17 protein-coding genes and 1 pseudogene are annotated in these 13,883 nt (G+C 58.5%); 11 read left to right on the forward strand and 7 right to left on the reverse strand.

Annotated elements, in window-relative coordinates; translation table 11 throughout:
• Positions 1-559 precede the first annotated feature (559 nt).
• On the forward strand, positions 560-889 hold the full coding sequence (locus tag IB241_RS23245; RefSeq protein WP_192300546.1) for a hypothetical protein: 330 nt from the start codon (positions 560-562) through the stop codon (positions 887-889).
• Here the strand turns inward: IB241_RS23245 and IB241_RS23250 are convergent.
• Positions 851-1,498 carry a LysE/ArgO family amino acid transporter gene (locus IB241_RS23250; protein WP_192300547.1) on the reverse strand — a complete coding sequence of 216 codons (648 nt, stop codon included), beginning with the start codon at positions 1,496-1,498 and terminating at the stop codon, positions 851-853. The two genes, IB241_RS23245 and IB241_RS23250, sit on opposite strands and share 39 nt — an antisense overlap.
• Before the next feature lie 24 nt (positions 1,499-1,522).
• Positions 1,523-2,329 carry a 2OG-Fe(II) oxygenase family protein gene (locus IB241_RS23255; RefSeq protein WP_192300548.1) on the reverse strand — a complete coding sequence of 269 codons (807 nt, stop codon included), beginning with the start codon at positions 2,327-2,329 and terminating at the stop codon, positions 1,523-1,525.
• Positions 2,330-2,600: 271 nt separating this feature from the next.
• Between IB241_RS23255 and IB241_RS23260 the strand changes: the two genes are divergently transcribed.
• A complete protein-coding gene (locus IB241_RS23260; protein ID WP_318652609.1) occupies positions 2,601-3,254 on the forward strand; it encodes an NBR1-Ig-like domain-containing protein in 654 nt (217 codons plus the stop codon).
• 26 nt (positions 3,255-3,280) lie between these two features.
• Positions 3,281-3,652 carry a PH domain-containing protein gene (locus tag IB241_RS23265; RefSeq protein ID WP_192300550.1) on the forward strand — a complete coding sequence of 124 codons (372 nt, stop codon included), beginning with the start codon at positions 3,281-3,283 and terminating at the stop codon, positions 3,650-3,652.
• 442 nt (positions 3,653-4,094) lie between these two features.
• Here the strand turns inward: IB241_RS23265 and IB241_RS27600 are convergent, their stop codons facing one another.
• Positions 4,095-4,391 carry a type VI secretion system amidase effector protein Tae4 gene (locus tag IB241_RS27600; RefSeq protein WP_263864833.1) on the reverse strand — a complete coding sequence of 99 codons (297 nt, stop codon included), beginning with the start codon at positions 4,389-4,391 and terminating at the stop codon, positions 4,095-4,097.
• Entirely contained in the window at positions 4,339-4,596 is a 258-nt protein-coding gene (locus IB241_RS27605) for a hypothetical protein (protein WP_225595688.1), read from the reverse strand. Before IB241_RS27605 ends, IB241_RS27600 begins: the two co-directional genes overlap by 53 nt.
• A 281-nt stretch (positions 4,597-4,877) precedes the next feature.
• Here IB241_RS27605 and IB241_RS27610 point away from each other — a divergent pair.
• The 3 genes and pseudogenes from IB241_RS27610 (at position 4,878) to IB241_RS23290 (ending at position 6,370) form a co-directional block, all read left to right on the forward strand.
• Positions 4,878-5,523 (forward strand): annotated as a pseudogene (locus IB241_RS27610) (colicin E3/pyocin S6 family cytotoxin).
• A 20-nt stretch (positions 5,524-5,543) separates the two neighbouring features.
• Positions 5,544-5,822, forward strand: a complete 279-nt coding sequence (locus tag IB241_RS23285; protein ID WP_318652612.1) for a colicin E3-like toxin immunity protein — start codon at positions 5,544-5,546, stop codon at positions 5,820-5,822.
• 137 nt (positions 5,823-5,959) lie between these two features.
• A complete protein-coding gene (locus IB241_RS23290; RefSeq protein WP_225595683.1) occupies positions 5,960-6,370 on the forward strand; it encodes a hypothetical protein in 411 nt (136 codons plus the stop codon).
• Positions 6,371-6,517: 147 nt separating this feature from the next.
• Here the strand turns inward: IB241_RS23290 and IB241_RS23295 are convergent, their stop codons facing one another.
• Both IB241_RS23295 and IB241_RS23300 read right to left on the reverse strand, forming a co-directional pair.
• Complete coding sequence (locus IB241_RS23295) at positions 6,518-7,861, reverse strand: sensor histidine kinase (protein ID WP_192300553.1); 1,344 nt, start codon at positions 7,859-7,861, stop codon at positions 6,518-6,520.
• Positions 7,858-8,520 (reverse strand): response regulator, encoded by a 663-nt coding sequence (locus tag IB241_RS23300; RefSeq protein ID WP_192300554.1) that lies wholly within the window; start codon positions 8,518-8,520, stop codon positions 7,858-7,860. Before IB241_RS23300 ends, IB241_RS23295 begins: the two co-directional genes overlap by 4 nt.
• Positions 8,521-8,666: 146 nt before the next feature.
• Between IB241_RS23300 and IB241_RS23305 the strand changes: the two genes are divergently transcribed.
• From IB241_RS23305 to IB241_RS23325, 5 genes are all read left to right on the forward strand, one after another.
• Positions 8,667-8,933 carry a PepSY domain-containing protein gene (locus tag IB241_RS23305; protein ID WP_192300555.1) on the forward strand — a complete coding sequence of 89 codons (267 nt, stop codon included), beginning with the start codon at positions 8,667-8,669 and terminating at the stop codon, positions 8,931-8,933.
• On the forward strand, positions 8,933-9,478 hold the full coding sequence (locus tag IB241_RS23310) for a cytochrome b/b6 domain-containing protein (protein ID WP_192300556.1): 546 nt from the start codon (positions 8,933-8,935) through the stop codon (positions 9,476-9,478). Before IB241_RS23305 ends, IB241_RS23310 begins: the two co-directional genes overlap by 1 nt.
• A 22-nt stretch (positions 9,479-9,500) precedes the next feature.
• Positions 9,501-10,769, forward strand: coding sequence for a sialidase family protein (locus IB241_RS23315; protein ID WP_192300557.1), 1,269 nt, complete (start codon positions 9,501-9,503; stop codon positions 10,767-10,769).
• On the forward strand, positions 10,769-11,380 hold the full coding sequence (locus IB241_RS23320) for a hypothetical protein (protein WP_192300558.1): 612 nt from the start codon (positions 10,769-10,771) through the stop codon (positions 11,378-11,380). The genes IB241_RS23315 and IB241_RS23320 overlap by 1 nt, the downstream gene beginning before the upstream one ends.
• Before the next feature lie 73 nt (positions 11,381-11,453).
• Positions 11,454-13,475, forward strand: a complete 2,022-nt coding sequence (locus IB241_RS23325; RefSeq protein WP_192300559.1) for an LTA synthase family protein — start codon at positions 11,454-11,456, stop codon at positions 13,473-13,475.
• On the opposite strand, the gene IB241_RS23330 is transcribed toward IB241_RS23325, so the two are convergent.
• Entirely contained in the window at positions 13,476-13,850 is a 375-nt protein-coding gene (locus IB241_RS23330; RefSeq protein ID WP_192300560.1) for a c-type cytochrome, read from the reverse strand. It abuts the gene before it with no gap.
• Positions 13,851-13,883: the final 33 nt, after the last annotated feature.

Genomic DNA, 13,883 nt, shown 5'->3' on the forward strand with positions numbered 1-13,883 from the left:
TGTCAAGTGATTATTTTCAGAAGCTTTCGAAGATTTCTTCAACAACTTCAACCACTTGCGCTTACGATCTCTCGTTAGCGGGAGGCGAATTCTACAGCGTTACACGCTGCTGTCAACACCTCTTTTTTCAACTTCCTCAGCGCCTCGATGAACTGAAGCAACCTGCTGCCGAAAACTGCGTAACCCATTGTTTACCAAGGAGTTTTCCGCTTCGACTGCGCCGGAAGTGGGGCGAATTATAGACATCCAGAATCTGCCGTCAACCGTTTATTTGGTTTTTCTATCAAACAACCCAAAACAGGCCTTCCCTCTCTATATAGAAGGAATCGCCCGCGCCGGTAGCGTGGAGGACTACCTGCAAGCCAACGGCATACAGCCAAGGCGCCTAGCAGCCACTGGTTATGTCGAGACCCCGACCGCTGGCGGACAACAACAGCGCCGAGGGCCGCCCCCGCAATCGTCGCGCGGAGTTGATAGTGGAGTGCTGAGGCGCGGGGTTGTTTTTGGCGCGCAAGAACAGTGATCATCGCCCTCCCCCGTATGTGAAGGAGCTGAGACCATGGAATTGACGCTGGAAGCTGTGGCGCTTTTTGCACTGAAACTGGTGCATGAGGAAGACGGCGGCAGTCCGGTTTTGCGCGACGACCCGGTGATGGTTGGCTATGACAGGGAGGTATTTGGATTGTTGCTGCGCCAGGGGGATTTGGCGGGGATTTTGCTGAAGGTGGATGTATGTGTGGGGCAGGCGCTGGTTGCGGTGGGTGGGGCTGAGACAGTGTTGGGGCGGGAGCTGAAAAGATTAGCGACTGACGTGCAAAGCGTTCATCAGCTCGAGGAACTACCCCCGCCCCTATCCACCCTCAAGGATTACCTTAAAGACATCCAGTGAATCGGTGATCAACATACCGGCCAGATACACCATCAACACCGCCACACCGGCGTCCAGCCAGCGCCACACCACAGGAGTGCGAAACAGGTTGGTCAAACGCTGACATCCCAACGCCAAGAATACGAACCACAGCAGTGATGCAGTCATGGCACCGGTCGCGAAGAGTGCTTGTTGGTTCAAGGGCTTTGCAGCGCCGATGGAGCCGATAAGCACGACGGTATCGAGCCAGGCGTAGGGGTTGGCGAATCCCAGCACAACTGCCGTCCGTAACAGCCCTCGTTGCGATTTACCGCTTAGGGTGTCCGGCATGGAGTGGTCACGCAGGCAGGCCAACAGGCGCTGAGTAGCAAACCACAGCAGGTAGGCCGCGCCGGAAATCAGCAACAGCGCGACCAGTACTGGCCGGCTTTCCAATAGCTTGCCCAGACCGGCTATGCCCAGGGCGATCAGCAGAACATCGGCGAACACGCAGATGGCAACCACCCCCCAGATAGGGCCGCGACCGACACCTTGGCGGATGACCAAGGTGTCTTTGGGGCCAGGGGCGGCGAATAGGCCGATACCTAAGAGCAAGCCTTCAAGGAAAAGGGCATTGAAGTAGGGAGCCATGAAGTATTCGTGCCCATGAGGAAATTAAGGAAGCTGAATAGGCTGATTACCAAACCCGGTGTGTCGGGCGTTTACGGCGCTATTCAAGTCAATTGGCTGCTTGCGGAAAAAGCTGGTTAGCACTTGCTCTGGATTCGGGTTGGCAAAGTAGATTAGCGAGCTTCTGGAGACCGGCCTTTGAGGCGCAAGGACCGCGTGATAAGCAGCAGGAATTGCGTAATCAGAGAGTTCAGTAAGTAGTGATCCTGCCAGAACCGCAACTTCGTTCTCCAATAGACGCACCGACTCCAGCGAGCCGCCCTTCACCAAGACAAGCCCTTCGCGAGTAGGTTTGATAAACGACAACATATGCCCATCTTCATGAGGGTCTTGGGCAAATCGGCGTTCGATGTTTGCCGTCTGAACACCGTAGACACACAACTGCACGTAGGACGCCAAGCGAAACGGAGCGAGTGGTGGGACCCCAAACTCACCACAGATGCCGTCCATCAACTCTTGAGCCAACTCGCTGATCTGTCGTTCAAAGGTATCCACAGCCGCGAAAAAGTCGCTCCGTGTGAACTCAAAACCGATTCGCTTCGAAACATGGACAGGCCAATAACACAAGCGCTCACAAAGATCGGGATGGTCCTCAGAGCCTGAATATTCGGCACCAAATGGGAAAAAACCATCGGTATCCTGACCGAATGAAAATGATGCTTTGGTAGCAGGAGATATTGCTGAGTACCCATCAACGATCTTTCTGTAGTCCTGCAACATGGAATCCGGTATTTGCAGAGTGCCGAAGCCTGATCGAGCAATGGAATCAGAGCAGGTTTTTATTTGAGTCATGGTTATATCCAATGATAGATGTAAAGGAATGCAACAAACACTAGGTTCGCAAGCATGCGAGAAACTACGACACTGGATATAGCTAACCAAAAAGGGACCAATCCATGTCCTTCACAACATCGCCAGCAGGTCACAAGTTTGCATTACGCGTTACTCGCCGCGGCGAGCAGGTTGTCTTTTTTGGCGAACAAGGTAACAACCGCTGCCAAGTACTGGGGATCAACAATCGAATATGAGTATACGAACGCGCAACACTCTCCGAGCTCTGGTTGTGCGACGCAGTCGTGAGCTTGGCAAATCCATAACCACATTAGCCAGAGAATCCGGCATTTCCCGAACCTACCTCTACGGCCTGGCCGGAGGCGCCTCCCAAGATCCCTCTGTACGCACCCTGATCAAACTCGCGAAAGCACTCCAGGTTTCGCCACTGCTGCTGTTCCGCTACTTCGCCGACCTGGCAGGCGCCCCGCTTGATACCCATTCAACGGCAGCCACCAACCGAGCCACCGGCCTACACGACCCCGGTGACGTTGCTGTCTTCAACGCCGACGTCACTACCCCCGACCAAACCGTGGTGCTACCCGGCGAAACCTTCCAAAAAACCTGGGAAATCCAAAACCTCGGCACCCACCCCTGGCGCGGGCGGAGGCTGGTACGAGTAGACGGCGAGTACGTCATCGCCCGCCGCACCGACACAGGCGCCCCACTGGAAGTGGTGATGGACAGCCACCTGCGCAGTCTTACCAACGAAATTCCGATTGCCGTTACCCTTCCTGGCCAGCCGGTACACCTCACCGTCACATTCGCCGCGCCCAAAGAAACCTGCACGGTTACTTCCATCTGGCGCATAGAAGATGAACAAGGCCAGCCCTGTTATGGACCCGCGTTTATCCTGCATGTCATCGTCAACGTCATGGCGCGCTGAGCGCCGCCCCATAAAAGGAACGCCCAGTGATCGACTTCAACAACAAAGGCTTCTTCAAACTCAAACAAAACAACGAATACGCCGAACGCGTATCCGCCCTGCTGCTGGACGGCGAAACAGTGATCGACGCGTACAAGTCCATGCGCGACGGCGTGGTCTTCACCAACAAACGCATCATCGCCGTGAATGTGCAGGGAATTACCGGCAGCAAGAAGGACTTCACGTCGCTGCCGTATAAAAATATCGTCGCCTACTCGGTGGAAACATCCGGGACGTTTGATCTGGATTCGGAGTTGGAGATTTACTTTTCTTCGTTGGGGAAAGTGAAGTTTGAATTCACGGGGAAGACTTCGATGGTTGAAATTTCCCGGTTGATTTCCAGGCATCTGCTGGCTTGATCGGTGGGTAAAAAAAGACCTCGGCGCTCCAAGGTCTTTTTGCTGCCTACATCGTTCAACGGCTGTACCGGATCAAAATGTGGGAGCAACTTGGTGATCATGATGCAGCTCCAATGTTGCGTAATTCAGTTGAGGCCAACGCCAGACGAAATAAACGAAAATCGCAGTATTCGAAACAAAGCTAACTATTTCCGCCCCGTTCTACTCTCCCGAGACTCCGCGCCCCTCTTTAAACAACTGCAATACCAGACCGCCCCGCCCACCACCGCTCCCACAACCCCCCCCCCATTCCCCACCAACCAAAGCCCAAAATTCCGACTCTGATCCGCATCACTTTCATAAAACGACCCAAAATACGCAGATACCGCCACCACTAACCCGTTAAACACCACAAGCGCTACAGCAACCACCAACACCACAAACCCAATCCCCTTAACCACCGTCATAAAACCCTGCAAAAGCAAATCTCCCTGGAATCGTGATAACTCGAAAAAGTCCCCTCAACCGAAAAACCCATCTGAATACGCGGGTAGCTCAGCCAATCCGTCAACCGTCGCCCATTCCACAGGTCGATATGGTCACCACTACGATTGCCAAACGTCTCGCTCCCTCGCCGCCAAAAGTCTTTGAAGAAGATAGCGCCCTGCTGCCCGGCTAGCACTTCCTCAAAATCTTCGGGCTTCAACTTAATAACAGCCCTCAAACCAGGGATGCTGGCACGGCTTAATGCTCTGGCCATTTCCTCCGCTGCCAATACATGGCCTTCGCTCTTGGGGTGCTGCCAACAATAGCGCACGCCGACTAAGCGGCTCAGATCGACGCAGCGCCACGCCTAAATTGATCGCGCATTGATCGCTGAAATTTTTGGTGCCGTTGGTTCTGCACGGGGCTGCATCGCCGAAAATTTCGGGGTGGTTTTTCCATAGGGTGTTGAACGTCAGCATTTGGTATTTCCATCGCGTTTTTTCGCGCGACCGTAACAAACACCTTGCATTCAAAGAGGGACGCAGACGGAAAACAGATCGGTCCTACTCGTGTGCAAGTTTTGCCTGAAGTCCAAAGCACACAGCCCCACCCACCCGCAGATGAGAGAACTCAAATACGTACTTTCAACGTCGCGACAAGCCAGCTGACTTTTCCCACGAAAACCATCGAACAACGCTTATTTCAGCCCCTCGCTTCCCCCCCGTAGCCTCACTCCCCCACACAAGGAAGTGAGCCCGCCATGTCAGAACGCGCCTACCCCATCACCGAAGAAGAACAACTCAAACGCCGCATCCTGACCCCGCAGCCGAAACGGATTCCCTATTCGCCGCCCATCGACTTGCTCGCCCCTCTCCCTCCTGCAAACCCTGCGCCCACCAAACCTCCCGGCTGCGTATTCCTCAAGCCCTGCCAACTGCCCGACGGGCTCATTCACTACAACGATCCATCCGGTTACGTCCCCCTTGAGCTGATTGAGGAATAAGGCAGCGCTGATTTTGGTGAACCCTGTTTATCCGCCGCAGTATCGGGATTTTATTCTGGTGTTCCCGGTGGAGTCGGGGGTTGGGCCGTTGTATGTGGTGGTTAATCAGCCTCGGAAGGGGATGAAAAACCCGGATTATGATTACTTTCCTGCACCAAAAACCGAGGACATCACTGGATTCCCTGGCTTGATAGAACAAAAAAGAAAGACACGAAAACGTAATGGCGGCGGCCTGCGAGAGCGTTGGAAGGACGCCAAAGGAAGGAGGATTTTTGAGTGGGACTCAGAACAAGGTGAACTGGAAGTATATCGATAGAGCGACTTGGAGCATCTAGGCTCATTTGACCCCTACACCGGCGAACGACGGGGTCCAGCAAAAGACGAAAGACGCATAGAAAAATAACTGGAGACGTTGTTATGACAATGAAAATACGCCTGCAATGGTTCAACAAAACAACCGACAACTTGGAAGCAAGCGAACACTCAGCAGACTTTGAGGAAGAGGACAGCATCCTCAACGCGCTCGATTTAAACGAGGAGCCCCAGATATATGCAGGAGGGTTCGACGTACTACCAAGTTGGATAACGATTCTCCAGCCGTACTTCCAACACGTAATAGCGCCTGGCCTTTTCAACTACCAAATCTCCTTCCGCTACCAAGGTGCCTGGCCACCACCCCCCAAGCAGCCCAAGACCCCATGAGGCCGACCATGAAAAAGCCCCTCCTCTACCGTTCAGTCAACACCCGCACCCATTGAGTACGTCACGGCAGTTATTGCGCTTATCGGTACGAGCGAAACACCAAAAGCGAAAAGGCCGCACAGTCCAACCGCAGCTCAATGCACAGCCACCATCGACACGGTTTCGACTACACGCCGCTCTATCGGTTTCTACTGTCCAAAGTCGGCCACCCATGGGACCAGGTCTTCAGCGAAGCCAACGCCCGCCTGGATCGCCCCGATCCAATCTTCTGGATGGTCGCGCTCCATGAAAGCGACAAGCAGGACTATGTGAGAACGGATGAAAATAGTTACTACAGCGGGTTATGGGTTGACGATGCGGGCCTGTTGCAAAAAGTTGATCCCCAACTGACACCTGAGCGCATGCCAACCTTTTATGACTGCAGAACCCATACCTTCAACAGTGTGGTCTATGCGCACGCTCTTGCGACGAAGCCCCAAAGCCAAACACCAAAGTCGATCAATCCGCTATCGCCCACTTCGCCGGGCCTCGAAAGCTCCCACAGATGATTGGCGGTGCAGTCATTTCCCGAGCCTGGCACAGGTCAAAGTGTGGGAGCTGGCTTGCCTGCGAAAGCGGGGGATCAGCCAGCACTTATATCAGCTGACACGCCGTCTTCGCAGGCAAGCCAGCTCCCACTGGGGATTAATGCTGGGTCAGAATTCCAGGCGGGCACACAACCCACCCTGCTCCAAATTCCGCAACGCCAAGCGACTGCCGATCTTGCCAACGATCATCTCCACAATCGCCAACCCCAACCCAGCGCCGTTGGCGTTCCCGCGGCTGTAGAACCGCTCGAACAATCGCCCTAATTCCGCCTCATCGATCCCCGGCCCCTGGTCTTCGACGCTCAGGCAATTGGCGCCAATCACCACCTTCACTTCGCTGCCAGCAGGCGAAAAATTCAGCGCATTGGTGACCAGGTTTTGCAATGCAATCGCCAGCGCGACAGGCTCGGTTTCCAGCCAAACCTCTTCCTCGCCTTCCAGCACCAGTTCCACGCCTTTTTCCATGGCCAACGGCGTCAGTTCGGCCAGTTCTTCGCGCACCAACTCGGTCAGTTGCACACGGCTGCGCACCGGGTTGTTCAGTTGCGGTTCGATGCGCGCCATGGTCAGCAGTTGGCTGCCGATGCGGGTGGCGCGGTCGACGCCATTGACCAGAAACTCCAGGGCTTCACGGCGTTGCTCCGGGGTTTCGGCGCTTTGCGCGTTTTGTGCGTGGATGCGCAGGATCGCCAGGGGCGTGCGCAGTTCGTGGGCGGCGTCGGCGATGAAGCGGCGCTCGCGCTCCAATAGCTCGTCCACCTGGACCAGTAGCCGGTTCAGCGCGGTTTGCATGGGTTCCAGGTCGCTGGGCAGTGGCGCTAAATGCAGCGGTTGCAAGGTGTCGGTATTGCGTCCGCGAATCGACAGGGCCATGGCGCGCAGCGGTTTGAAGCCCCAACCGATAACCAGCCAGATCAACACCGCCAGCAGTGGTACACCGATCAACGTAGGCCAGAGGGTGTGGCGCATGATGCGCTGGATCACGTCCTGGCGAATGTCGTCACGCTCGCCCACCCAGATCAACAGCCCTTGCTGCGGGTCGGCGAGAAGGAAGGCGCACCAGTCGTTGCCGTTGTCCATCAGGTCGTGGGAGCCGAGGGTCGCAGGCGGTGTGGCCAGCACCGGCGCTTCGGCGGAGCGCACCAGCAGTTGGCCGTCGGTGCGCCAGATCTGGAAGGTCAGGCGGGTTTCATAGGGATGGGCCACGCCCTCCTCACCCACGCGGCTCATGGCCTGGTCAAACGCCTCGTACAAGCGCTGCCAGTCGGCTTCGCCGGGGTCGCGCTGGCGCAACACGCCTTGCAGCAGGCGCGCGCTTTGGGCGAGTTGGGCGTCGTAGACTTCTTCGATTTCGTGGTGGCTGTCGCGCAGCACCAGCCAGCTGATCAACGCGTCGCCGAGCAGGATCAGCACCAACACGGGGATGAGGATGCGCGCACGAACCGAGGTCATGGTTTAAGCGCCAGCACATAACCGACACCGCGCACGGTGCGGATCAGCTCTGTGGATAACTTCTTGCGCAGATTATGGATCAGCACTTCCAGGGTATTGCTCTCGACCCGGTCCTGCCAGCCGTACAGCGCGCGGGACAGGCGCTCGCGCGTCACCACTTTGCCGGGGCGCACCATCAGTTGGTGCAGCAGTTGGTATTCCATCGGCGTCACGATGACCTCCCCATCTTGATAGCGCACTTGCTGGGTGGCCGGGTCGAGGCTGACGCCGGCGTGTTCCAGCAACGGCTGCGCGCGCCCCTGGCTGCGGCGCAACAGGGCGCGTACGCGGGCCTTGAGTTCTTCGACGTCGAAAGGTTTGACCAGGTAGTCGTCGGCGCCGGCGTCCAGGCCGGCGATGCGTTCGGCGGTGCCGTCGCGGGCGGTGAGGATCAGCACCGGCAAGTCGTGTTGCTCGGCGCGCAGTTGCTGCAACAGATCAAGGCCGTCGAGGCGCGGCAGGCCGAGGTCGAGCAGCAATAGATCAAACGACTCCGTACGCAGCGCATGTAGGGCCGCGACGCCATCTTGCAGCCAATCGAGGGTATAGCCTTCGGCCCCCAAGGCCACGCGAATCCCCTGGCCGAGGGCACGATCATCTTCGACAAGGAGTAGACGCATTACTAATTCTCTGTAGGAAACGGCGAAATCATGCCGGGTTTTCCAGGCACACCCCTGGCAAAGATGTTACGGCTCGTTGCCAACTAAGGTTGCACTAAGGTTCGTTTTGCACTGTGAAATCTCCCACCTCTGCTGAGAGCTTTTCCATGCGCAAAATTCTGCTGTTGTCCCTGATTCTCACCAGCCCCCTGGCCCTCGCCGGCCCGCAATGCACCACCGCCGAACGCTCGCAATGGCAAGACCAGCAAGCCTTCCAGGACAAGCTCAAGGCCGACGGCTACCAGATCAGCAAATTCAAAGTCACCGACGGCAATTGCTACGAGATCTACGGTTTCGACAAAGACAAGCGCAAGGTCGAGATCTACCACGACCCGGTGACCGGCAAGGCCGTGAAGACTGAGATCAAAGGCTGATGCCAGGCGAATCCCTGCGCCTGTGGGACCCGTTGGTGCGGCTGTTTCACCTGTCGATCGCCGGGGTCTTTGTCGCCAATTACTTCTTTAACGAAGCGGGCGACGACTGGCATGTCTGGCTGGGCTACTACGCCATGGCCTGGCTGCTGGTGCGTTTGGTGTGGGGCTTCGTCGGGCCGCGCAGCGCACGCTGGACGGACTTTTGGCCGACACCCAAACGGCTGAATGCCCACCTGCGTTCGCTGCTCAACCGCCGGCCGCAACATCGCCTGGGTCATTCACCGATTGGCGCGCTGGTGATGCTGTTGATGTTGCTTGCTTTGCTCACCCTTGGCGTCAGCGGCTTCTTGATGCAGGAAGTCGATGCGCTGTGGGGCGCCGACTGGCCGCAACAAATCCACGAGACCGCGGCGAATGGGCTGCTGGGCCTGGTGTGTATGCATGTGTTGGCCGCGCTGTTTGAAAGTGCCCTGGTACGCGACAACTTACCGTTATCCATGCTCACCGGTCGCAGGAAGCGCCTGCCGGATGAACGTGCGCAGTAATCCTTTTATCCACAGGTCTCCTATGCGCTCCGTCTTAATGATTTGCGGCCTGCTCGCGGTGTTTCTCGCCGCCTGGCAAAGCCATCCGCCCCATGTGCTGGCGCCGTTTGCCCAGGCCAGCCCGACGACCGCGAAAGTCGCGGCGGCCCCGCAGTACACCAGCCGGTTTGTGTCGACGCAGTTGACGGATTTTGTGCACTCCTCCTCCGTCACTGCCCTGCCCGGCGGCGACTTGATGGCGGTGTGGTTCGCCGGTTCCCGCGAAGGCGCCGCCGATGTGCAAGTGCGCACCGCGCGCTTCGATGCCAGCAGCGGCGAATGGGGCGCCGAGCAGGTACTGGCCACGCGGGAAAGCACCCGCGACGGCACACAGCGCTATATCCGCAAACTCGGCAACCCGGTGATCGCCCTCGCGCCGGACAATCGCCTGTGGATGTTTTACGTGTCGGTGTCAGTCGGTGGCTGGGCCGCCAGTGCGATCAATGTAATGGTCTCGGATGACCTCGGCGCCAGCTGGTCGGCACCGAGGCAACTGGTGACCTCGCCGTTTTTCAATATCAGCACCTTGGTGCGTGCCGCGCCGGTGTTCCACGCCGACGGTTCCATTGGCCTGCCGGTGTACCACGAGTTCATGGGCAAGTTCGCCGAGTACCTGTACTTGAGCGCCGACGGCGCCGTGATCGACAAATTCCGCATCAGCCGGGGCAAGCACTCGCTGCAACCGACCATCGTGCCGCTGGACGGCCAGCGCGCCGTGGCGATGTTGCGTTACGCCGGCGACACTCACCATCGTGTGCTGGCCAGCCGCACCACCGACGCCGGGCAGACCTGGAGCGAGCCATACCCGCTGGAGCCGGCCAACCCGAATTCCTCGCTGGCGGCGGTGGGCACCGAAGATGATGGTTTGCTAGTGGCACTCAACGACCTGAAGGACGGCCGCTTCAAGCTCAGCCTCTACGGCACCGACGCCCAGCTCAGTCAGTGGCGCACCGTGGTGCAACTGGACCAGTCGCCGGACCCGCTGGGCCAGCCGTTCTCCCCCGACGCCTACAAAGAAATCATCGGCGAAGGCTTCCGCGCCTCCAGCGGCGCAAAACGCCTGCCCCTGGAACAACGTTTCCTGAGCAGCCTGGATTACCGCGTGTGCAAACCCCGTGGCTGCGATTTCGAATACGAGTACCCGTATTTCAGCCGCAGCCCGGACGGCACCTACCACTTGGTGTACTCGTGGAATAACACCTTTATCAAACACGTCAGCTTCAACGAAGCCTGGCTGGCGGAGCGTCTGTGATGGTTTCCCTGTGGCAGGCCCATCTGAGTTTTGTGTTGCTGGGGTTTGTGGCGCTGTGCGCGCCGCGCTTCACCCAGCCGTGGCGGCCGTGGTTGCTGCCAGTGTTGGTGGCGTTGAGTTTTATCCCGGTCAATGAACTGCCGTTGGCGGCGTATGTGCGCAGTTTTACCGATGACCTGGCGATCAGCACGCTGGTGTTGCTGGCGTGGGTTGCCTTGAGCCGATTGGGCTTGGTGCAGCCGCTTGCTCGCCCGCACCGGGTGCAGATGTTGCTGGTGTTCTGTGTGTTGAGCTTGGTGCTGTACCCGGCGACGCTGGGGCTGACGTATGTCGATCCGTACCGTTGGGGGTTCAACCCGCGGCCGATGATTGTGCTGGTGGCCGTGGCGGCGCTGTTGATGTTGTGGCTGCGTAATACGTTGGCCGTGTGGATGCTGGTGCTGGGCACTTTAGCGTTTGCACTGCGGCTGAAGGCGTCGGAGAACTACTGGGATTATCTGGTGGACCCACTCCTGGCGACCTACTGCGTCATCGCCGGGTTAATGCAATTCAAACTGTGGGAGCGGGCTTGCTCGCGAATGCGCAGTGTCAGTCACAGCAGCTCTAACTGACCCACCGCTTTCGCGAGCAAGCCCGCTCCCACATTTGTCTTGTGGTGTTTATTAGATTGAGTAGAGAGAGATGATGAGTGCGTTGCAATCACGCCGCCTGCGCTACGGCGTAGGCGCGATCGGCTTGGTGTTTGTGTTGCTGGCGGCGTTGCGGCTGGTGTTTGTGCTGGGTTTTTCCGGCCTGCCGTTAAACACTGCGCAGTTACTGGAAACCCTCGGCATCGGCCTGCGTTTCGACCTGCGCCTGGCGGTGTTGCTGCTACTGCCGCTGGCGGTGCTGGCGTGGTTGCCGCGCTGGAACCTCATTACCCTGCCCGCCCTGCGCTGGCTGGCGCGCGGTTATCTGGTGATGGCCCTGGCCGTGGTCGGCCTGGTCTACATCATCGACTTTGGCCACTACGCCTACCTGGGTGTACGTATCAACGCGACCGTGTTGCGCTACCTGCAAGACGCGCAGATTTCACAACAGATGGTGTGGGAAACCTACCCCGTGCTGTGGATAACTGCCTGCTGGCTGGCCGCCGTGGCGCTGTGGGTATGGGCGTTGGTGTGCCTGGAACGCCTGACCCTGGAGCGTCCAGCCCAGCCGATGGGCAAATGGGCAGTGGCGTCAGTCTCGGTGATCGGCGTGGTCGCCGTACTCTTGGCCCTGCTTGGTCGCGTCACCAATCTCAACCTGGAAAACCCGGTGCCCCTGCGCTGGAGCGATGCGTTCTTTTCCGGCAACAGCCAAGTCGCCGCCGTGGGCCTGAACCCGGTGCTGTTTTTGTACGACACTTTCAAGGTCGGGCAGTCGCAATTCGATGAAAAAAAGGTGCGCGACCACTATCCGCAAATCGCCGACTACCTGGGGGTCGATCAGCCCGACACCCAGCAACTGAATTTCATCCGCGAACAAGGCGTGCAGCCCTATCGACTGGCCGGCAAGCGCCCGCCCAATGTAGTGTTCGTGATGCTTGAATCCCTCGGCACCAGTGCTGTCGGCGCCTACGGCAACCCGCTGAACCCCACGCCGAACCTCGACAAGCTGGCCACGCAGAGCTGGTTCTTCAAACACTTCTACGTACCTGTCACCGGCACCGCCAAGACCGTGTGGGCCAGCATCAGCGGCGTGCCGGACGTGACCCGCCAGGAGACCGCCACACGCAACCCGCTGATCACCCGGCAACACACGTTGATCAATGCGTTCGCGGGTTACCAGAAGTTCTACATGATCGGCGGCAATGCCGGCTGGGCGAACATCAACGCCCTGATCCGCCAAAGCATCGACGGCGTGCAGCTCTATGACGAAAGCCACTGGCGCTCGCCACGGGTGGATGTGTGGGGCATTTCCGACCTGGACCTGTTCAAGGAAAGCGACCAACTGCTGCGCGCCGTACCGGAGGCACAACCGTTCTTCGCCTACCTGCAAACCTCCGGCAACCATCGGCCATTCACCATCCCCAAACACAACGATGGGTTCCAGGTCGCCGAGGTGACTCTGGAGCAAGTCCAGGCCGCCGGGTCGCGCAGCGTCGAGCAATACAACGCGGTGCGCCTGCTGGACTACAACATCGGCCGCCTGATGGAGATCGCCAAGGCCGGCGGCTGGTACGACAACAGCATCTTTGTGTTCTTCGGCGACCACAACACGCGCATCAGCCAGATCCCACACATGGCGCCGGCCTTCGAACAGCTCGGCTTGGAGAGCAATAACGTGCCGCTGCTGATCCACGCCCCTGGCCTGGCGCCACAGGTGATCGAAGAAGCGGTGGGGCTGGCGGACCTGTTGCCGACCGTGGCGGGTATGGCGGGCATGCCGTTTCGCAATGGTGCCCTGGGCCGCGATATCCAGCAGCCGGCGCCCGAAGGCGAACGCGTGGTGCCGCTGGTGTTGCGTGAAGGCAGCTTCCCGATTATCGGCGGCGTAACCCAACATTTCCTGTTGCAGATGCAGCACGACGGCAGCTCGCCGACCCTGCATGACCTGGCCTCACACACCCCGCGAGACGACGTGGCCGCGCAGCATCCGCAGGAATTCCAGCGCTTGCAGGGGCTCACGCGCGGGCTGCATGAGAGTGCGCGGTGGATGCTGTTCCGGAATGTGCGCGAGTGATTATCGGGGCTGGAAGGTTTCGAGGTAGGCCAGGATGTTGTCGATCTTCTCCTGGTCGCTGATGCCCCAGAAGATCATCCGTGTGCCGCTCACCACCTTCTTCGGCGCCTCGATATAGGCGGCGAGTTTGTCGCGGGTCCAGACCACGCCGGAGTTTTTCATCGCGTCGGAGTACTGGTAGTCGTCCGTGGTACCGGCGGGACGGCCAATGATGCCATTGAGCTGCGGCCCAAACCCGCCCCGCGCGCCTTCGCCAACGCTGTGGCAACCGCCGCAAGTCTTGGTGAACAGCTTGCCGCCCGCCTCGGCATCGCCGGCCGCAAAGGCGGGGCTGGCGCTGAGGGTCAGGGCGAGGGTGATCAAGGCGTACTTCATGGCAGGCTCCATCAGGTGTAGCGGGCGATTATG

The organism is Pseudomonas sp. PDM05 (assembly GCF_014851685.1).
GTDB lineage: Bacteria > Pseudomonadota > Gammaproteobacteria > Pseudomonadales > Pseudomonadaceae > Aquipseudomonas.